18 protein-coding genes are annotated in these 18,389 nt (G+C 72.1%); 12 read left to right on the plus strand and 6 right to left on the minus strand.

The window, feature by feature from the left end:
- Positions 1-66: 66 nt before the first annotated feature.
- The 3 genes from ABT084_RS01570 to ABT084_RS01580 form a co-directional block, all read right to left on the minus strand.
- A complete protein-coding gene (locus ABT084_RS01570; protein WP_351037736.1) occupies positions 67-1,056 on the minus strand; it encodes an ArsR/SmtB family transcription factor in 990 nt (329 codons plus the stop codon).
- A 95-nt stretch (positions 1,057-1,151) separates the two neighbouring features.
- Entirely contained in the window at positions 1,152-1,466 is a 315-nt protein-coding gene (locus tag ABT084_RS01575) for an MTH1187 family thiamine-binding protein (RefSeq protein WP_351037626.1), read from the minus strand.
- On the minus strand, positions 1,463-1,807 hold the full coding sequence (locus tag ABT084_RS01580; protein WP_283448605.1) for a DUF3817 domain-containing protein: 345 nt from the start codon (positions 1,805-1,807) through the stop codon (positions 1,463-1,465). The genes ABT084_RS01575 and ABT084_RS01580 overlap by 4 nt, the downstream gene beginning before the upstream one ends.
- A gap of 138 nt (positions 1,808-1,945) precedes the next feature.
- On the opposite strand from ABT084_RS01580, the gene ABT084_RS01585 reads away from it, so the two are divergent.
- From ABT084_RS01585 to ABT084_RS01605, 5 genes are all read left to right on the plus strand, one after another.
- Positions 1,946-2,584 (plus strand): AIM24 family protein, encoded by a 639-nt coding sequence (locus tag ABT084_RS01585; RefSeq protein WP_351037627.1) that lies wholly within the window; start codon positions 1,946-1,948, stop codon positions 2,582-2,584.
- Complete coding sequence (locus ABT084_RS01590; RefSeq protein WP_351037628.1) at positions 2,584-3,234, plus strand: AIM24 family protein; 651 nt, start codon at positions 2,584-2,586, stop codon at positions 3,232-3,234. Before ABT084_RS01585 ends, ABT084_RS01590 begins: the two co-directional genes overlap by 1 nt.
- Entirely contained in the window at positions 3,231-4,049 is an 819-nt protein-coding gene (locus ABT084_RS01595) for an AIM24 family protein (protein ID WP_351037629.1), read from the plus strand. The genes ABT084_RS01590 and ABT084_RS01595 overlap by 4 nt, the downstream gene beginning before the upstream one ends.
- Positions 4,050-4,120: 71 nt before the next feature.
- Positions 4,121-4,624 (plus strand): MarR family winged helix-turn-helix transcriptional regulator, encoded by a 504-nt coding sequence (locus ABT084_RS01600; RefSeq protein ID WP_351037737.1) that lies wholly within the window; start codon positions 4,121-4,123, stop codon positions 4,622-4,624.
- Positions 4,625-4,711: 87 nt separating this feature from the next.
- Positions 4,712-5,302 carry a PepSY domain-containing protein gene (locus ABT084_RS01605; protein WP_351037630.1) on the plus strand — a complete coding sequence of 197 codons (591 nt, stop codon included), beginning with the start codon at positions 4,712-4,714 and terminating at the stop codon, positions 5,300-5,302.
- Positions 5,303-5,387: 85 nt separating this feature from the next.
- On the opposite strand, the gene ABT084_RS37925 is transcribed toward ABT084_RS01605, so the two are convergent.
- From ABT084_RS37925 to ABT084_RS01615, 3 genes are all read right to left on the minus strand, one after another.
- Entirely contained in the window at positions 5,388-5,462 is a 75-nt protein-coding gene (locus ABT084_RS37925; protein ID WP_107089157.1) for a 50S ribosomal protein bL37, read from the minus strand.
- A 92-nt stretch (positions 5,463-5,554) separates the two neighbouring features.
- Complete coding sequence (meaB, locus tag ABT084_RS01610) at positions 5,555-6,517, minus strand: methylmalonyl Co-A mutase-associated GTPase MeaB (RefSeq protein WP_351037631.1); 963 nt, start codon at positions 6,515-6,517, stop codon at positions 5,555-5,557.
- Positions 6,518-6,528: 11 nt separating this feature from the next.
- Positions 6,529-7,749, minus strand: a complete 1,221-nt coding sequence (locus ABT084_RS01615) for an acetyl-CoA C-acetyltransferase (RefSeq protein WP_351037632.1) — start codon at positions 7,747-7,749, stop codon at positions 6,529-6,531.
- Positions 7,750-7,886: 137 nt separating this feature from the next.
- Here ABT084_RS01615 and mce point away from each other — a divergent pair, with 137 nt between their 5' ends.
- From mce to ABT084_RS01650, 7 genes are all read left to right on the plus strand, one after another.
- The gene (mce, locus tag ABT084_RS01620) at positions 7,887-8,315 is read left to right on the plus strand and encodes a methylmalonyl-CoA epimerase (protein ID WP_351037633.1); all 429 of its coding nucleotides are present in this window, start codon (positions 7,887-7,889) and stop codon (positions 8,313-8,315) included.
- 178 nt (positions 8,316-8,493) lie between these two features.
- Complete coding sequence (scy, locus tag ABT084_RS01625; protein WP_351037634.1) at positions 8,494-13,029, plus strand: polarized growth protein Scy; 4,536 nt, start codon at positions 8,494-8,496, stop codon at positions 13,027-13,029.
- A 194-nt stretch (positions 13,030-13,223) separates the two neighbouring features.
- Complete coding sequence (locus ABT084_RS01630) at positions 13,224-14,162, plus strand: coiled-coil domain-containing protein (protein ID WP_351037635.1); 939 nt, start codon at positions 13,224-13,226, stop codon at positions 14,160-14,162.
- Between the two features lie 173 nt (positions 14,163-14,335).
- Entirely contained in the window at positions 14,336-15,409 is a 1,074-nt protein-coding gene (locus ABT084_RS01635) for an ATP-binding cassette domain-containing protein (protein WP_351037636.1), read from the plus strand.
- Between the two features lie 2 nt (positions 15,410-15,411).
- Entirely contained in the window at positions 15,412-16,191 is a 780-nt protein-coding gene (locus ABT084_RS01640) for an ABC transporter permease (protein WP_351037637.1), read from the plus strand.
- Positions 16,192-16,351: 160 nt separating this feature from the next.
- Entirely contained in the window at positions 16,352-17,542 is a 1,191-nt protein-coding gene (locus ABT084_RS01645; protein ID WP_351037638.1) for an ABC transporter ATP-binding protein, read from the plus strand.
- Positions 17,539-18,387: an ABC transporter permease gene (locus ABT084_RS01650; protein WP_351037639.1), complete on the plus strand. Its 849-nt coding sequence runs from the start codon at positions 17,539-17,541 to the stop codon at positions 18,385-18,387. The genes ABT084_RS01645 and ABT084_RS01650 overlap by 4 nt, the downstream gene beginning before the upstream one ends.
- The last annotated feature ends 2 nt before the right edge of the window (positions 18,388-18,389 follow it).

Below are 18,389 nucleotides of genomic sequence, written 5' to 3' on the forward strand. Positions count from 1 at the left end.
ACAGGAGGCCGAGGGTGCGACACCGGCCCCCACCGCCCCCACCGCCCCCGCCGCCCCCACCGCCGCTCACGACCCGGCCGGGGGCACCCCCGTGGCCAGGGCGATCCCGAGCGGGGTGCGCTCGTAGAACACCTGGTGGCGGTGGCGGCGGGGCTCCAGCAGACCCGCTCCGCGCAGCGCCTTCAGGTGCGCGGAGACGGAGGAGGGTGCCAGGCCGAGCCGGTGGGCGAGCGCGGTCGTCGACGCCGGTTCGCGCAGCGCGCACAGGACGTCGGCCCGCGCACGGCCGAGCAGCCGGGCGAGGGACGCCGGGGTCTCCTCGGCGGCCCGCGACCACAGCGCGCCGATCCCGCGGGCCGGGTAGACGACCGTCGGCTGCCAGGGCGGGTCGTAACCGCCGATGACCTCCGGCCAGACGAAGGCGCTCGGCATCAGGAGCAGGCCCTGGCCGTCGAGGTCGCGGTCGTGATGGCTGCGGCGGTGGACGATGAGGGTGTTCTCGGACCAGGTGAGGTCGGGGTGCAGCCCCTCGAAGAGCCCGGCCAGCCCGGTCGCGGCGAGGCGGCGCGAGTGGAAGAGGATGTCCGCCTCCAGGATGGCCCGCAGCCGCGGCCAGTGCGGGGCGATCAGCGCGTGCCAGGCCCGCTCGGTGAGGTCGGCCAGGACGCGGACGGCGCGCTCGGGGTCGGCGAGCAACTCCCGGCCGGTCTCACTCTCCAGGGCGCCCGGGGTGCAGGCGAGGGAGAGCCGGATCTCCTCCCGCGCGGCGAGCGGATCCGTGGCGCGGACCCGGGCCAGCTCCTCCTCGAAGGTGACGGCGGGGCCGAGCGGGGGCGGGCACAGGAAGTCCGGGTTGTGCCCGCGGTGGGGCATGAGCAGCCACAGCGGCGTCAGGTCGAGCCCGGCGGCGGCTTCGCGGATGCCGTGCAGCCAGGGCAGGTGGTAGCCCTGCCGCTCGGGCAGCTTCAGCGTGCGTACGGCCTCGGCCGTCTCCCAGCGCGGGGAGATGGCGAACCGGCACCGCAACAGGTCCCCGGCGCCGAACCGGTAGTGCATGGCCACGCGGTGCCTCTCTCCCCGGCATCCGGCTTCGCGGCTTCCGGCTTCCCGGCATCCGGCTTCCCGGCATCCGGCCCGGCGCGCGACGCCGCTCAGGCCTGCGGCCGGTCCCCCGCCGCGAGGTGGCGTTCCACCGTCTCGATCTTCGAGGTCATGCCGTCGGTGACGCCGGGGCGGATGTCGGCCTTGAGGATGAAGGAGACCCGGGGCGCCCGCGCCTCCACGGCGGCCACCGCGCGCTTGACCACGTCCATCACCTCGTCCCACGACTCGCCCTCGACCGTGGTGAACATGGCGTCGGTGCGGTTCGCCAGGCCCGACTCGCGCACGACGCGGACCGCGTCGGCGACGTACTCGCCGACCTCTTCACCGACCCCCAGCGGGGTCACCGAGAACGCGACGATCATGCGCGGGCCGCCTCGCGCGCCCGCGCGGCCAGCACGCTGTCGGCCTCGTCGCGCTTGAGGATCCGGTCGCCGAAGAGACCGCCGAAGGGCAGCAGCGCGAACAGGAAGAACAGGGCGACCTTCTTGAGCGGCCACTTCGCCTTGTTCCACACGTCCAGCAGGAAGACCGCGTAGATCACGAAGAGGATGCCGTGCAGGATGCCCAGCGGCATCATCAGGTAGTCGATGTCCGAGATCCGGCTCAGCAGCGAGCCGAAGATCAGCAGCGCCGGGAACGACAGCGCCTCCGGTACGGAGATGAGGCGCAGCCGGTGCAGGGCGGAGGCGGTCTTGATGTCCACAGGGAACCTTCGGGATGGAGGCCGGGGGTCCGTCCCAGTGTCTCAGCCACCCCGAGTGATCTTTCTCCGGGTCCGGCTTTGCCGGATATCGGCCATCGGGCTCTGTTCGCACCCGCCCGCTGCCGATAACGTCTTCCCGTGGCTCAGTTCCGACTCCAAGGCAGCAAGGTGCTCGCCGTCGACCTGACCGGCGACGCCGTGAAAGCGAAAAACGGCTCGATGGTCGCGTACGACGGTCAGATGGCCTTCAAGAAGATGACCGGCGGTGGCGAGGGCCTCCGCGGGATGGTCACGCGACGGCTCACCGGTGAGCAGATGACCGTGATGGAGGTGCAGGGACACGGCACCTGCTTCTTCGCCGACCGCGCGAGCGAGATCAATCTGGTCAACCTGCGCGGCGAGAAGCTCTACGTCGAGTCCAGCAACCTCCTGTGCACCGACGCCGGCCTGCGCACCGGCACCACCTTCACCGGGCTGCGCGGCGGGGCGACGGGCAACGGCCTGTTCACCACCACCGTCGAGGGCTCGGGACAGGCGGCGATCATGTCCGACGGTCCGGCCGTGGTGCTGCGCGTCAGCGGCTCGTACCCGCTCTCCGTGGACCCGGGCGCGTACATCGCGCACACCGGCAACCTCCAGCAGCACTTCCAGTCCGGGGTGAACTTCCGCACCCTGATCGGCGAGGGCTCGGGCGAGTCCTTCCAGATCCGCTTCGAGGGCGAGGGCCTGGTCTACGTGCAGCCCAGCGAGCGCAACACCATCGGGGGCGACCTCTGATGCCGTTCCGCGAGATCAACTCAAAGATGATCGAGGCTCAGGTCGTCCCCGGGCAGAAGCTCTACAGCCAGCGCGGCGCGATGCTCGCGTACCGCGGCGAGGTCTCCTTCACCCCGGACCTCACGGGCGGCCAGGGCGGCGTCATGGGGATGATCGGGCGCCGCGTGGCCAACGAGCAGACCCCGCTGATGACGGTCGAGGGCAGCGGCACCGTGATGTTCGGCCACGGCGGCCACCACATCCAGGTCATCAACCTCGGCGGCGAGACGCTCTACGTCGAGGCCGACCGGCTGCTCGCCTTCGACGGCACCCTCCAGCAGGGCACGATGTTCATGGGCTCGCAGGGCGGGGTCATGGGCATGGTGCGCGGCCAGGTCACCGGCCAGGGCCTGTTCACCACCACCCTCAAGGGCCACGGCGCGGTCGCGGTGATGGCCCACGGCGGGGTCATCGAGCTGCCGATCACCCCGCAGCGCCCCGTCCACGTCGACCCGCAGGCGTACGTCGCCCACCACGGCGAGGTGCGCAACAAGCTCTCCGCCGCGCTCGGCTGGCGGGACATGGTGGGGCGCGGTTCGGGCGAGGCGTTCCAGCTGGAGCTGTCCGGGCAGGGCGCGGTGTACGTACAGGCCTCGGAGGAGAAGCTGTGAACTACGGACCGGTGCCCGGCGGACCGGGCGGGCCGACGGTTTTCGACCCGCACACGCTGCCGTCCGACGACAACGTCAACTCGTACACCTTCTGCGTGGAACTCAAAGGGAGTCAGTGGTTCCTGCAGAAGGGCAAGATGATCGCCTACTACGGGCGGATCGAGTTCAACGGGATCGGCCACGGCCGCTTCGACCGGCTGCTGCGTACGAGCTTCCACTCGCCGCTGCACGCGAGTGACTGGGTGGTGGCCGAGGGGCAGGGCAAGATGCTCCTCGCGGACCGGGCCTTCGACGTGAACTCGTACGATCTGGACGAGGGGAACCTGACGATCCGTTCGGGTAACCTGCTCGCCTACCAGCCCACGCTGGCCCTCAAGCAGTCGATCGTCCCGGGTTTCCTGACGCTGATCGGAACCGGGAAGTTCGTGGCCGCGTCCAACGGTCCGGTGGTGTTCATGGAGCCGCCGCTGCGGGTGGACCCGCAGGCGCTGGTGGGCTGGGCCGACTGCCCCTCGCCGTGCCACCACTACGACCACGGTTACATGTCCGGGGTGCTGGGCGGTCTGCGCTCGCTCACCGGGATCGGCGGCACCTCGGGCGAGGAGCACCAGTTCGAGTTCGTCGGGGCGGGCACGGTGCTGCTCCAGTCGACCGAGCTGCTGATGGCGGAGCAGACCGTGGGCGCGGTGGGCGCGGCCGGCGAGGCGCACGGCGTGCCGGGGGCCGGGCACGGGGCGCAGGGGCCGCTGGCCCAGCTGGGCGTGCCGCGGATGCCGGGGCAGCTGGGGGACCTGCAGCGCCGCTTCGGACTGTGACCGCCCGCATACGATTCAAGCCATCTTTGTACGCAATTCAACTTCTTAGGTAGAGTTCAGTCATGGAGACGATGGAGACCGAGACGGCCACTCTCCCCCAGGCTTCGCCTGGGGGGACCCGCTGGCTCACCGACCCCGAGCAGTGTGCCTGGCGCACCCATCTGGACGTCAGCAGGCTGCTGATGCACCAGCTGGAAAAGGATCTCCAGCCCTTCGGGCTCACCAACAACGACTACGAGATCCTGGTCAACCTCTCCGAGGCCGAGGGCCTGCGGATGCGGATGAGCGATCTCGCCACCTCGACGCTGCAGTCCAAGAGCCGGCTCTCGCACCAGATCACCCGCATGGAAGCCGCGGGCCTGGTCATCCGGGTCAACTGCGAGTCCGACCGGCGCGGGCTGTACGCCGTGCTGACCGAGGCGGGCATGGAACTCATGCGCAAGGTCGCCCCGCACCACGTGGCGTCCGTCCGCAAGCACTTCATCGACCTGCTGACCCCGGAGGGCCTGGCGGACCTGCGGGCCTCGCTGGGGCCGGTCGCCGACCACCTGCGGGAGCAGCGCGGCAAGGCCTGAGCCGGTCGCGGCGGCCCTGCCCGCCGCGCCGTCCCGGCCGGTAGCCCCCAGGATGGTGTGGGGGCGTTTCCGGCAGGGAGGTCAGCCATGCAGCGCAATCTGTTCGTCTCGTCCGCCGCGGCCGTGGTCCTGATGGCCGGCGGTCCGGTCGCGGCCGCCGCCGCCACGACATCCGCCGACGCGGCGAGAGCCACCACCACGGTCACCGCCGTACCGGCCGACGTATCGGCCGAGGCGGCGGCCACGGCGGCGCTGAAGCACTACCCGGGCGTCGTCGAGTCCCTCGACAAGGACGGCTCGGTCTGGCACGTCGACGTGATCGGCAAGAGCGGCAAGCACGCGGAACTGCAGGTGGACGTGCGCAGCGGCGCGGTCACCCAGCCGAACAGCGACGACAACAGCAATGACAACGGCAACGAGTACGCGCCCCTGATCGCCGCCAAGGTCACCGCCGTCCAGGCGATGAAGGCCGCCCTCGCGGGCCACCCCGGCCAGGTCCGGTCGGTCAGCTGGGACAACGACGAGAGCGACAACGGCGCCAAGACCCTCTACTGGAACGTCGAGATCAAGACCTCCGGCGGCAAGACGCAGAACGTCCACGTCGACCCCACCTCGGGCAAGGCCACGCTGTCCCAGGACTCCGGGAACAACGACAACAACGACAACAACAGCAACTAGACGGCGGCCGGACGACACGAGAGCCGAGAGCCGCGCCCCCGGCTTCCGGGGACGCGGCTCTCCGCACGCGGGTCGGGCGGTCCGGTCAGGCGTTGGGACGCTTGCCGTGATTCGCCTTCTTCTTCCTGCGGGCTCGCTTCTTGTTGCCGCGCTTCGCCATGACGCACTCCCTGGGTCGGGGCATTCCGGGCGTTCGTCAGTCTAGGTCGGCCCCGCGGAGCCCGCATCAGAGCGCCCCGGGCACCGGCCGGATCAGGCCTCCGTCAGCGTCGCCAGCAGCGTGTCGGCGGCGGCGTACGGATCCAGCTCCCCGGCCGCCACCCGCGCGGCCAGCGCGTCGAGACGGGCGTCGCCGTGCAGGTCGGCCAGCCGGGCCCGCAGCGCGGTGATCGCGATCGTCTCCACCTCACGGGCCGCACGCGCCGTGCGCCGCTCGGCCAGCACGCCGTTCTCGTCCATCCACGCCCGGTGCTTCTCCAGGGCCTCCACGACCTCGTCGATGCCCTGCCCGCGGGCCGCCACCGTCTTGATGATGGGCGGCCGCCAGCCTCCCGGGCCCCGGGACTCCCCCAGGCCCAGCATGTGGTTCAGCTCGCGGGCGGTGGCGTCGGCGCCGTCCCGGTCGGCCTTGTTCACCACGTACACGTCGCCGATCTCCAGGATGCCCGCCTTGGCGGCCTGGATCCCGTCGCCCATGCCCGGGGCCAGCAGCACCACGGAGGTGTCCGCCTGGGAGGCGATCTCCACCTCGGACTGGCCCACGCCCACCGTCTCGACGAGGACCACGTCGCAGCCCGCCGCGTCCAGGACGCGGATCGCCTGCGGGGCGGACCAGGCGAGGCCGCCCAGGTGCCCCCGGGTGGCCATCGAGCGGATGTAGACCCCGGGGTCCGAGGCGTGGTCCGACATCCGCACCCGGTCGCCGAGCAGCGCCCCGCCGGAGAACGGCGAGGAGGGGTCGACGGCGAGCACGCCGACGCGCTTGCCCGCCTTCCGGTACGCCGACACGAGCGCCGAGGTCGACGTGGACTTGCCCACGCCGGGCGAGCCCGTGAGGCCCACCACGTACGCCCCACCGGTCAGCGGGGCCAGGGCGGCCATCACCTCGCGCAGCTGCGGGGACGCCCCCTCGACCAGTGAGATCAGCCGGGCCACGGCCCGTGGCCTGCCCTCCCGGGCCTGGGCCACGAGCGAGGGAACGTCCACCGTCGTCATGCGATCAGCACCTACGCCTTCGAGCCGGTGCCGGGAGCGGGCACGCGCACGATCAGCGCGTCGCCCTGACCGCCGCCGCCGCACAGGGCGGCCGCGCCGACCCCACCGCCGCGCCGGCGCAGTTCCAGCGCGAGGTGGAGCACCACGCGGGCGCCGGACATGCCGATCGGGTGGCCCAGGGCGATCGCGCCACCGTTGACGTTCACCCTTTCCGGGTCCACGTCAAGGTCCTTCATTGACTGCACCGCGACGGCCGCGAAGGCCTCGTTGATCTCGATCAGGTCCAGGTCGGCGACCTCCAGGCCCTCCTTCTTGAGGGCGTGCAGGATCGCGTTCGAGGGCTGCGACTGCAGCGAGTTGTCGGGGCCCGCCACATTGCCGTGGGCGCCGATCTCGGCGATCCAGTCCAGGCCCAGCTCCTCGGCCTTGGCCTTGCTCATCACGACCACGGCGGCGGCGCCGTCGCTGATCTGGGACGAGGTGCCCGCGGTGATGGTGCCGTCCTTCGCGAACGCGGGACGCAGCCGGCCCAGGGACTCCACCGTGGTCTCCGCGCGGATGCCCTCGTCCTCGGAGAAGACGACCGGGTCGCCCTTGCGCTGCGGGATCTCCACCGGGGTGATCTCCGCGGCGAAGACGCCGTTCTTCTGCGCGGCGGCGGCGCGCTGGTGGGAGGTGGCCGCGAAGGCGTCCTGCGGGGCGCGCTCGATGCCCAGGCGGGTGTTGTGCTTCTCCGTGGACTCGCCCATCGCGATGTTCTCGAAGGCGTCGGTGAGGCCGTCGTAGGCCATCGCGTCGAGCATCTCGATGGCGCCGTACTTGTAGCCCTCGCGGGACTTCGGCAGCAGGTGCGGGGCGTTGGTCATCGACTCCTGGCCGCCCGCGACCACGATGTCGAACTCTCCGGCGCGGATCAGCTGGTCGGCCAGCGCGATCGCGTCCAGACCTGACAGACACACCTTGTTGATGGTGAGGGCCGGCACGTTCATGGGGATGCCGCCCTTGACCGCCGCCTGGCGGGCGGGGATCTGGCCGGCGCCCGCCTGGAGCACCTGACCCATGATCACGTACTGCACCTGGTCACCGGAGATTCCGGCCCGGTCCAGCGCGGATTTGATGGCGAAGCCACCGAGGTCGGCACCCGAGAAGGACTTCAGCGAGCCGAGCAGCCGCCCCATGGGCGTGCGGGCCCCGGCGACGATCACTGAAGTGGTGTTGTTCGTTCCGGACATGAGGCACAGCCCCTTGGATGAGAGGAGTGAACGAGGGTTTACCCGAATGTACTGAGCGGTACCCGCGCCGTCACCGGGCTGTGGGTGTGATCGCTGGCACGTTGCGTGACCGCCCTCCTCCAGAGTGCACTGGTCCCATGCTGACAAGAATCGACCACATCGGGATCGCCTGCTTCGACCTGGACAAGACCGTCGAGTTCTACCGTGCCACGTACGGCTTCGAGGTGTTCCACTCCGAGGTCAACGAGGAGCAGGGTGTCCGCGAGGCCATGCTCAAGATCAACGGCACCTCCGACGGCGGCGCCTCCTACATCCAGCTCCTGGAACCCACCCGGGAGGACTCCGCGGTCGGCAAGTGGCTGGCCAAGAACGGCGAGGGGGTGCACCACATCGCCTTCGGCACCGCCGACGTCGACGGGGACTCCGAGGCCATCCGCGGCAAGGGCGTCCGCGTCCTGTACGACGAGCCCCGCAGGGGCTCCATGGACTCCCGGATCACCTTCCTGCACCCCAAGGACTGCCACGGTGTCCTGACGGAACTGGTCACCGCCAACCCGGAGCACTGACCGCCCGATTCCCCGGCCGGTAGAGTGAGGGTGGCTCGGCCGGGGTTCGGTGCGCAGGGGGTCGGGGCCCGTGGGCCTCGGCCGCCATCTGACACCATCCCCCGGGGGCGTCGTTCAGCGGGCGGACGATGCTCATTTGGGAGTGAGCTTGCGACCAGGGGACGGATGGGACCGCGCTGTGCGGGGCTACGAAAGCCAGGAGAGCCATCAGGCCGAGGCCGACCATCTCTCGCTGTTCGAGGCCGAGATGGAGCGGCTGAAGAAGGAGCGCGGGAAGGCCGTCCAGCACGCCGAGGACCTGGGCTACCAGGTCGAGGTGCTGCGCGCCAAGCTCCATGAGGTGCGCCGCAGTCTCGCGTCCCGCCCCGCCTACGACGGCGCGGACATGGGCTACCAGGCGGAGCAGCTGCTCCGCAATGCCCAGATCCAGGCCGACCAGATGCGTTCGGACGCCGAACGCGAGCTGCGCGATGCCCGGGCTCAGACCCAGCGCATCCTCCAGGAGCACGCCGAGCACCAGGCGCGCCTGCAGGCCGAGCTCCACAGCGAGGCGGTCAACCGGCGCCAGCGCCTGGACCAGGAACTGAACGAGCGTCGCCAGACGGTCGAGGCCCACGTCAACGAGAACGTGGCCTGGGCCGAGCAGCTGCGCGCCCGCACGGAGGCCCAGGCCCGCCGGCTCCTGGAGGAGTCCCGCGCCGAGGCCGAGCAGTCCCTGAACGCGGCCCGCACCGAGGCCGCCCGGCTCGCCGAGGAGGCCCGCCGCCGGCTCACCGCCGACGCGGAGTCCTCCCGCACCGAGGCCGAGGCCACCCTGCTGCGGGCCCGCAAGGAGGCCGAGCGGCTGCTGACCGCCGCCTCCGCGCAGGCCCAGGAGGCCACCGAGCACGCCGAGCGGCTGCGCAGCACCACCTCCGCCGAGGCCGAGCAGACCCGGCAGCAGACCCTGGACCTCGGCCGGGTGGCCGAGCAGCGGGTGCAGGAGGCCGACAGCGCGCTGCGCGAGGCCCGCTCCGAGGCCGAGCGGCTGCTGAGCGACGCCAAGGAGAGCGCCTCCCGCCAGCTGGCGTCGGTGGAGTCCGTCAACGAACAGCGCACCCGCACCGCCAAGGAGCAGGTCGCCCGTCTCGTCGGCGAGGCCACCAAGGAGGCCGAGGTCCTCAAGGCCGAGGCCGAGCAGCTGCTCGCCGATGCCCGCGGTGAGATCGAGCGGGTCACCGCCGAGGCCGGCGACCAGGCCCGTACGGCCGCCGCCGAGGACACCGCCGCCCAGCTCGCGAAGGCGGCGCGCGCCGCCGAGGACGTGCTCAACAAGGCGTCCGAGGACGCCCGCGCGACCACCCGGGCCGCCTCCGAGGAGGCGGAACGCATCCGCGGCGAGGCCGAGGCCGAGGCCGAGCGGCTGCGTGCCCAGGCGGCGGCGACCGCCGATGAGCTCAAGGGCGCGGCGAAGGACGACACCGAGGAGTACCGCGCCCGCACGGTCGAGCTGCAGGCGGACGCCCGGCGGCTGCGCGGCGAGGCCGAGCAGCTGCGAGCCGAGGCCGTCGCCGAGGGCGAGCGGATCCGCGGCGAGGCGCGCCGCGAGGCCGTCCAGCAGATCGAGGAGGCGGCCCGGACCGCCGAGGAGCTGCTGGGCAAGTCCAAGGCGGACGCGGACGAGCTGCGCAGCGGCGCCACCGCGGAGAGCGAGCGGGTGCGCGCCGAGGCCGTCGAGCGCGCCACCACCCTGCGCCGGCAGGCCGAGGAGACCCTGGAGCGCACCCGCGCCGAGGCCGAGCGGCTGCGCGCCGAGGCCCTGGAGCAGGCCGAGGCGCTGCACGCCGAGGCGGAGGCGGCCGTGGCCGCGCGCCGCGAGGAGACCGACCGGGCGCTGGCGGCGAAGCGCGCCGATGCGGACGCCGAGCTGGTCCGGCTGCACGAGGACGCCGAAGCGCGTCTCGCGGGCGCCGAGCAGGCGCTGCGTGACGCCCGGGCGGCGGCGGAGAGCATCCGCCGGGAGACCACCGAGGAGAACGACCGGCTGCGCGCCGAGTCGGCGGAACGGATCCGCACCCTCCAGGCCCAGGCCGAGGCGGAGGCCGCGCGGCTGCGCACCGAGGCCGCGGAGGAGGCCGCGCAGGCCCGTACGGAGGCCGAGCAGGTCGGCGTACGGCTGCGCGGTGAGGCGGAGACCGAGGCCGAGCGGCTGCGCACCGAGGCGCAGGAGACCGCGAACCGGCTGCGCGCCGAGGCGAAGGCGGCGGCCGAGCGGGTCGCCGAGGAGGCCGCCGAGGCGCTGGCCGCCGCGCAGGAGGAGGCCGCCCGGCGTCGCCGGGAGGCCGAGGAGACCCTGGCGTCGGCCCGTACGGACGCGGACAGCGAGCGGGCGCAGGCCCGCGAGCAGAGCGAGGAACTGCTGGCGCAGGCCCGCAAGCGCTCGGAGGAGGCCACCGCCGAGGCGGTCTGGCTGACCGAGGAGGCCGAGCGGCGCGCGTCCGAGGTGGTCTCGGCCGCCGAGGCCACCGCGCAGCAGGTCCGCGAGGCCGTGGCCGGGCTGCACGAGCAGGCCGAGGAAGAGGTCGCCGGGCTGCGCAGCGCGGCGGATCACGCCGCGGAGCGCACGCGGACCGAGGCGCAGGCGGAGGCGGACCGGGTCCGCTCCGACGCGTACGCGGAGCGGGAGCGGGCGACCGAGGACGCGAACCGGATCCGCGGCGAGGCCCGCCTGGAGACGGACGCGGCGAAGGCACTGGCCGAGCGGACCGTCGGGGACGCGATCGCCGAGGCCGAGCAGCTGCGCGCCGACACCGCCGAATACGCCCAGCGGGTGCGCACCGAGGCCACGGACGCGCTGGCCGCGTCCGAGCGGGACGCCTCGCGCACCCGTGCCGACGCCCGGGACGACGCCAACCGGATCCGCGGGGAGGCCGCGGAGTCCCTGGAGGCCTCGCGCGCCGAGGGCGTGCGGATCGTCGCCGAGGCGACCGAGCGGGCCGAGGCGCTCACCGAGCAGACCCTGGCCGCGAACGCGCTGACGGTCGGCGAGGCCACCGCGGAAGCGGAACGGCTCACGGCCGAGGCCGTGGCGGCGGCGGACGCGACCCGCACCGAGGCCGCCCAGACCCTCGACGAGGCCCGCGCCGAGGCGGGGCGGCTGCGCACCGAGGCGGCCGAGCAGGCGGACCAGCTCATCACCGGGGCCACCGCGGAAGCGGAGCGGCTCACGGCGGAGACCCGCGCGGCCAACGAACGCACGGTCGGCGAGGCCGCCGCGGAGGCCGAGCGGCTCACGGCCGAGGCCGTGGCGGCGGCGGACGCGACCCGCACCGAGGCCGCCCAGACCCTCGACGAGGCCCGTACCGAGGCGGGGCGGCTGCGCACCGAGGCGGCCGAACAGGCCGACCACCTCATCGGCGAGGCCGCGGCGGAAGCGGAGCGGCTCACCACCGAGGCGGCCCGGACCCTGGACGACGCCCGCGCGGAGGGCGGCCGGATCATCGGCGAGGCCACCGCGGAGGCGGAGCGCGTCACGCTCGCCGCCGCCGAGACGCTGGCTTCGGCGGAGCGGGAGTCCGAGCAGACCCTGGACGAGGCGCGCGCGGAGGCGGGCCGGCTGCGGTCCGAGGCGGCCGAGCAGGCGGACCGGCTCATCGGCGAGGCGTCCTCGGAGGCGGCCCGCCTCACGGAGCTGACCCGCAAGGACAACGAACGCACCGTCGGCGAGGCGGCGAACGAGGCCGAGCGGCTGCGCGCGGAGGCGTCCGAGTCCCTGGCGTCGGCGCAGGAGCACGCGACCCGGACCCGGGACGAGGCGGAGCGCGTCAAGGCGGAGGCCGCCGCGGAGGCGGAGCGGATGCGCGCGGAGGCCCGTACCGAGTCGGAGCGGCTGCTGGACGAGGCGCGTCAGGCGGCCAACAAGCGCCGCAGCGAGGCCGCGGAGCAGGTGGACCGGCTCATCAGCGAGGCGTCCTCGGAGGCGGAGAAGCTCACCTCGGACGCGCAGGCGGCCGCGCTCGCGGCCACCACGCAGGCCGAGGAGCAGGCCGACGCGATGGTCGACGCGGCCCGCAAGGAGGCCGCGCGGATCACCTCGGAGGCGACCGTCGAGGGCAACTCCACGGTGGAGAAGGCCCGTACGGACGCGGACGAGCTGCTGGTCGGGGCGCGCACGGACGCGTCGGCCATAAGGGAGCGGGCCGAAGAGCTGCGCGCCCGGGTCGAGGCGGAGGTCGAGGAGCTGCACGAGCGGGCCCGCCGGGAGTCGTCCGAGCAGATGAGGTCGGCCGGCGAGCGCGTGGACAAGCTGGTGAAGGCGGCGACCGAGCAGAGCCAGGAGGCCGAGGCGAAGGCCAAGGCGATGGTGTCGGACGCGAGCAGCGAGGCCGGCAAGGTCCGGATCGCGGCGGTGCGCAAGGCCGAGCAGCTGCTCAAGGAGGCCGAGCAGAAGAAGGCCGAGCTGGTCAGGGAGGCCGAGGGCATCCGTTCGGCGGCGCAGGCGGAGGCCGCTCAGCTGGTCGACGAGGGGCGCCGTGAGCTGGAGGTCCTGGTGCGCAGGCGCGAGGACATTCAGGCGGAGATCTCCCGTGTCCAGGACGTGCTTGAGGCGTTGGAATCATTCGAGGCGCCTTCGGGTGGCGCGAAGCCCGCGGCCGGTGGCCCGTCCTCGGGTGGAGTGAAGGCGGGAGCGTCGGCCGGGTCCACTCGATCGGGTGGTAAGTCGTCAGAGGGCTAGTCGGGGAACAAAGTGTGTGCCCCTGATGGAGGTTCAGGCGGACGAGTGACAAGCATTCTGTCGCCTTGCCACTCAAAAGGGGTGTCATTGTCCAGATCAAACGTGGATTGACTCGATGACACGCCGCTCCGGCGCCTAGGATTCCCCTTAACACCTCACGTAGCACCTCATCGGTCTCATTCGACAGGAACCCCATGAGCGACACTTCCTCACCCTTCGGCTTCGAGCTCGTGCGGCGTGGTTACGACCGCGGTCAGGTGGACGACCGCATTACCAAGATCGTCGCCGACCGTGACAGCGCCCTGTCCCGCATCAACTCTCTGGAGAAGCGGATCGAGGAACTCCACCTCGAGACGCAGAACGCCCAGGCCCAGGTCAGCGACGCCGAGCCGTCGTACGCCGGTCTCGGTGCCCGGGTCGAGAAGATCCTGCGGCTCGCCGAGGAGGAGGCGAAGGACCTGCGCGAGGAGGCCCGTCGCGCGGCCGAGCAGCACCGCGAGCTGGCCGAGTCGGCGGCCCAGCAGGTGCGCAACGACGCCGAGTCGTTCGCGGCCGACCGCAAGTCGAAGGCGGAGGACGAGGGCGTCCGCATCGTCGAGAAGGCCAAGGGCGACTCGGCCACCCTGCGTTCCGAGGCGCAGAAGGACGCCGCCTCCAAGCGCGAGGAGGCCGACGCCCTCTTCGAGGAGACCCGCGCCAAGGCCGCCCAGGCCGCCGCGGACTTCGAGACCAACCTGGCCAAGCGCCGCGAGCAGTCCGAGCGCGACCTGGCGGGCCGCCAGGCCAAGGCGGAGAAGCGTCTCGCGGAGATCGAGCACCGCGCGGAGCAGCTGCGCCTGGAGGCCGAGAAGCTCCGTACGGACGCCGAGCGCCGCGCCCGGCAGACGGTGGAGACGGCGCAGCGCCAGGCCGAGGACATCGTCGCCGACGCCAACGCCAAGGCGGACCGCATCCGCAGCGAGTCCGAGCGCGAGCTGGCGGCGCTCACCAACCGCCGCGACTCCATCAACGCCCAGCTGACCAACGTCCGCGAGATGCTCGCGACGCTGACCGGTGCGGCGGTGGCCGCGGCCGGTTCCCCGATCGACGACGAGCCGGTCACCCGAGGCGTCCCGGCCCAGCAGAGCCGCTGACGCCGTCCCGCGGCGAGCACCGACGACGAGTACGGACGACGGGTTCGGCCAACCGGCTGACGGGCGGCCGAACCTGACAGAAGCTACTCGCTGGTAGCGAAACCCCGTGGTCCAGGGCCTTGTGACACCGTTTTGAGGTGGCGCAAGGCCCTGGGGCGTTCTAGCGTGGCCGCATGATCGAGCTTGAGGGCCTTACCAAACGATTCGGCGCGAAGACCGCCGTGGACAACCTCAGCTTCCAGGTCAGACCGGGGGTGGTCACCGGCTTCCTCGGCCCCAACGGGGCGGGCAAGTCCACGACCATGCGCATGATGCTCGACCTCGACAACCCGACCAGTGGTTCGGTCAGGATCGACGGCAAGCACTACCGGGACCTGCCGGAACCGCTGAAATACATCGGCGCGCTGCTGGACGCGAAAGCGATGAACGGCGGACGCAGCGCCTACAACAACCTTCTGTGCCTCGCCCAGTCGAACCGGATCCCCACGAGCCGGGTCTCCGAGGTGCTCGACCTGGTCGGACTGACCAGCGTCGCGAAGAAGAAGTCCAAAGGATTTTCGCTCGGGATGGGGCAACGGCTGGGAATCGCCTCCGCGCTGCTCGGTGATCCGGAAATCCTGATGTTCGACGAACCCGTCAATGGTCTGGACCCCGAGGGAATTCTCTGGATCCGCAATCTGATGAAGGGCCTGGCCTCGGAGGGAAGGACGATCTTCGTTTCCTCCCACCTGATGAGCGAAATGGCCCTGACTGCAGACCATTTGATCGTGATCGGCCAGGGCTGGCTGCTGGCCGATACCTCGATGGCCGATTTCATCCAGCAGAACTCGCGCAGTTTCGTGCGGCTGCGCTCCCCGCAGCAGGAACGGCTCAAGGACGTCCTGCACGAGGCGGGCATCCAGGCGATCGACGTCCCGGGCGCCGGTGCCCTGGAGATCGACGGCGCGAGTTCCGAACAGCTCGGCGAGCTGGCCGCCCAGCACCAGATCGTGCTGCACGAACTCAGCCCGCAGCGGGCCTCCCTGGAAGAAGCGTTCATGCGGATGACGGCCGACTCGGTCGAATACCACGCCCACTCGTCCGCCCTGCCCGGACATCCCATCGGACCCGGGCAACCGGGCGGCTACGGACACCCGGGCGGCCCCGGGCAGCCCGGTCCCGGCCTCCCCGGTGACAACCCGGCCCGGCCCGCCGACGTCCCCGCCTGGGGCGCCGGTTTCGACGCGCAGCGCAAGGGCGGCAAGTGACCATGGCTTCCTTCCCCGCCGTTCTGCGGTCCGAGTGGACCAAGATCCGCACGGTCTCCTCCACCATCTGGACCCTGATCTCCGCGCTGGTCGTCACGGTCGGCGTCAGCGCCGGCCTGTGCGCGGTCTTCAACGCGACGTTCAAGGACATGGACGAGGCCCAGCGGCTCACCTTCGACCCGACGCTGGCCAGCTTCGCCGGCATGACCCTCGGTCAGCTCGCCATGATCGTCTTCGGCGTCCTGGTGGTCGGCAGCGAGTACAGCACGGGCATGATCCGCACCTCGCTGGCCGCCGTACCGGCCCGGGCGAACTTCCTGTTCGCCAAGCTCACCGCGGCCACCGCGCTGGCCCTGATCGTGGGCCTGCTGACCAGCTTCCTGTCCTTCTTCCTCGGCCAGGCCATCCTGGGCAGCCACAGCATCGGCATCGGTGAGACGGGCGTCCTGCGCGCGGTGATCGGCGCCGGGCTGTACATGGCGCTGACCGCCCTGTTCTCGATGGCCGTCGCGACCATCCTGCGCAGCTCGATGCTCTCGCTCGGCATCCTGATGCCGTTCTTCTTCCTGGTCTCGCCGATCCTCGGGGCGGTGAGCGCGACCCGCAAGGTGGCGCAGTACTTCCCCGACCAGGCGGGCTCCAAGATCATGCAGGTGGTGCCGGGCGCGATGGACAGCGCCGCGCCGCCGTACGGGCCCTGGGGCGGGCTCGGCATCATGGCGCTCTGGGTGCTGGCCGCCGTACTCGGCGGGTACCTCGTCCTGAAGAACCGCGACGCCTGATCCCCCCGATCCCGGACCCGGGGCCGTCCCTTCTCAGGGGCGGCCCCGGGTCGCATCTCAGGGGTACCTCAGGGATCGGCAGGGGGTGGAACCGGACGGGGGTCGATATCCTCTTAAGCCTTACGCGGGCGAATCTCGCCAGCCTGGCAAGGGACAAGGAATGATCGAGGCAGTCGGCCTGACCAAGCGCTTCGGCGCCAAGACCGCCGTCGACCAGCTCTCCTTCCAGGTCAGGCCGGGGCACGTGACCGGATTCCTGGGGCCCAACGGGTCCGGGAAGTCGACCACCATGCGCATGATCCTCGGCCTCGACCGGCCCACCGCCGGACACGTCACGATCAACGGCTCCTCCTACCGCGGCCTGCCGAACGCGCAGCGCGGCGTCGGCGCCCTGCTGGACGCGAAGGCGGTCCACGGCGGCCGCCGGGCCCGGACCCACCTGCTCGCCCTCGCCCAGCTCTCCGGGATCCCGGAGAAGCGGGTCGACGAGGTGCTGCATGTGGTCGGCCTCCAGGACGTGGCCCGCCAGCGCACGAAGGGCTTCTCCCTCGGCATGGGCCAGCGGCTGGGGATCGCCGCGGCCCTGCTCGGCGATCCGCAGGTGCTGCTCTTCGACGAGCCGGTCAACGGCCTCGACCCCGAGGGCATCCTCTGGGTCCGCAACCTCATGAAGCAGCTGGCCGCCGAGGGCCGGACCGTCTTCGTCTCCTCGCACCTGATGAGCGAGATGGCGGTCACCGCCGACCACCTGATCGTCATCGGGCGCGGGCGGCTGCTGGCCGACATGGGCGTGCAGGAGTTCATCACGCACAATTCGGCCGGATTCGCTCGGGTCCGCACCTCCGACGACGCCCCCGGCGAGCGCGAGGAGCTCGCCCGGAGGCTGGTCGAGGAGGGCGCGCGGGTGCTCACCGAGCCCGACGGCGCCCTGCGGGTGACCGGGCTGGCGCTGCCGCGCATCTCCGACCTCGCGCACGAGGGCGGCGTACGCCTGTGGGAGCTGTCTCCGCACAAGGCCTCGCTCGAAGAGGCCTACATGCGGATGACCCACTCCTCGGTCGAATACACCTCCACCGACGACCCGCGCGCCGAGCTGTTCGAGCCGGAGCCGCTGACCGTGCCCGAATGGGAGGAGCCGGCGCCCCCGCCGGTCCCCCACGAGGGCTGGTACGTGCCCGAGCCCCCGGCGGCCGCCGGCGCGCCCGCGGCCTCCGCGGCCGCCGAGCCCGCGGCGGCGGCCGGGCCCGCGCCCACCCCCGCGCCCACCGGATCCGCACCGGCCTTCCTGATGCCGAGCAGCCCCGGCGATCTGGCCCGAGCCGTAAAGAACGACCCGGAGGACTCCCGATGACCCCGCCGACGAGCACCCGGCCCGCGCCGCGGCCCGGCGCGGCGGGCAACACCGCCCCGCTGCCCACGCCGCGTCCGCACCTCGGCCACGCCCTGGCCTCGGAGTGGACCAAGATGATCTCGGTCCGCTCCACCCTGTGGACCATCGGCACGCTGGTGGTGACCGTCGTCGGCATCGGGCTGGCCTTCGTGGCGCAGACCTCCGACGAGAACTACCTGAACATGCCGTACACTGCGCCCGCGCTGTTCGGCCTGCTCGCCGGCCAGCTCGCGGTGATGGTCCTCGGGGTGCTGACGATCACCTCCGAGTACGGCACCGGCCTGGTCCGGACCACCTTCGGCGCCGCGCCCGACCGGCACCGGGTGCTGACCGCGAAGTACCTCGTCTTCAGTGCGGTCGCCTTCCTCGCCGTGGCCGGCTCGGTCTTCCTGGTCGGGATCATGACGGCCATGGTGCACGGCGGCCCCGCGTCCGGTCCGCACGACAACGGCGCCTGGGGCTCGGCCCTGGTGGTCAGTGTCTACGTGACCCTGCTCGGCGTGCTTTCGCTCGCCATCGGGACGCTGGTCCGGCATTCCGCCGGAGGGATCTCGGTGATGCTCGGGGTGGTGACGCTGCCGCCGGTGATAGGGGCGATGCTCAGCGTCTGGGAGGTCTCGCAGCCGCTGAGCCGGCTGGTCCTCAACTACAACGCGCCGGTGGCCCTGATGCAGCTCTTCGGCATGCCGGGCACGGGCGGCGTCACCGACCTGCCGAACAAGCTGATCCAGATGGGCCTGCTGATCGCGGTGACCGGCGCCGCGGTGGCCGCTTCGTACGTGGCCGTCCGGCGCCGCGACGTGTGAGG

This window comes from Streptomyces sp. NPDC002138, from assembly GCF_040296485.1.
Lineage (GTDB): Bacteria > Actinomycetota > Actinomycetes > Streptomycetales > Streptomycetaceae > Streptomyces.

What these genes read in the sequence shown, in the direction of transcription:
- ABT084_RS01640 (WP_351037637.1), top strand. Translation starts at nt 15,412, where the DNA reads ATGGCTTCCTTCCCCGCCGTTCTGCGGTCCGAGTGGACCAAGATCCGC.
- ABT084_RS01590 (WP_351037628.1), top strand. Translation starts at nt 2,584, where the DNA reads ATGCCGTTCCGCGAGATCAACTCAAAGATGATCGAGGCTCAGGTCGTC.
- mce (WP_351037633.1), top strand. Translation starts at nt 7,887, where the DNA reads ATGCTGACAAGAATCGACCACATCGGGATCGCCTGCTTCGACCTGGAC.
- ABT084_RS01635 (WP_351037636.1), top strand. Translation starts at nt 14,336, where the DNA reads ATGATCGAGCTTGAGGGCCTTACCAAACGATTCGGCGCGAAGACCGCC.
- ABT084_RS01575 (WP_351037626.1), bottom strand. Translation starts at nt 1,466, where the DNA reads ATGATCGTCGCGTTCTCGGTGACCCCGCTGGGGGTCGGTGAAGAGGTC.
- meaB (WP_351037631.1), bottom strand. Translation starts at nt 6,517, where the DNA reads ATGACGACGGTGGACGTTCCCTCGCTCGTGGCCCAGGCCCGGGAGGGC.
- ABT084_RS01630 (WP_351037635.1), top strand. Translation starts at nt 13,224, where the DNA reads ATGAGCGACACTTCCTCACCCTTCGGCTTCGAGCTCGTGCGGCGTGGT.
- ABT084_RS01605 (WP_351037630.1), top strand. Translation starts at nt 4,712, where the DNA reads ATGCAGCGCAATCTGTTCGTCTCGTCCGCCGCGGCCGTGGTCCTGATG.
- ABT084_RS01615 (WP_351037632.1), bottom strand. Translation starts at nt 7,749, where the DNA reads ATGTCCGGAACGAACAACACCACTTCAGTGATCGTCGCCGGGGCCCGC.
- ABT084_RS01600 (WP_351037737.1), top strand. Translation starts at nt 4,121, where the DNA reads ATGGAGACCGAGACGGCCACTCTCCCCCAGGCTTCGCCTGGGGGGACC.
- ABT084_RS01645 (WP_351037638.1), top strand. Translation starts at nt 16,352, where the DNA reads ATGATCGAGGCAGTCGGCCTGACCAAGCGCTTCGGCGCCAAGACCGCC.
- ABT084_RS01650 (WP_351037639.1), top strand. Translation starts at nt 17,539, where the DNA reads ATGACCCCGCCGACGAGCACCCGGCCCGCGCCGCGGCCCGGCGCGGCG.
- ABT084_RS01570 (WP_351037736.1), bottom strand. Translation starts at nt 1,056, where the DNA reads ATGCACTACCGGTTCGGCGCCGGGGACCTGTTGCGGTGCCGGTTCGCC.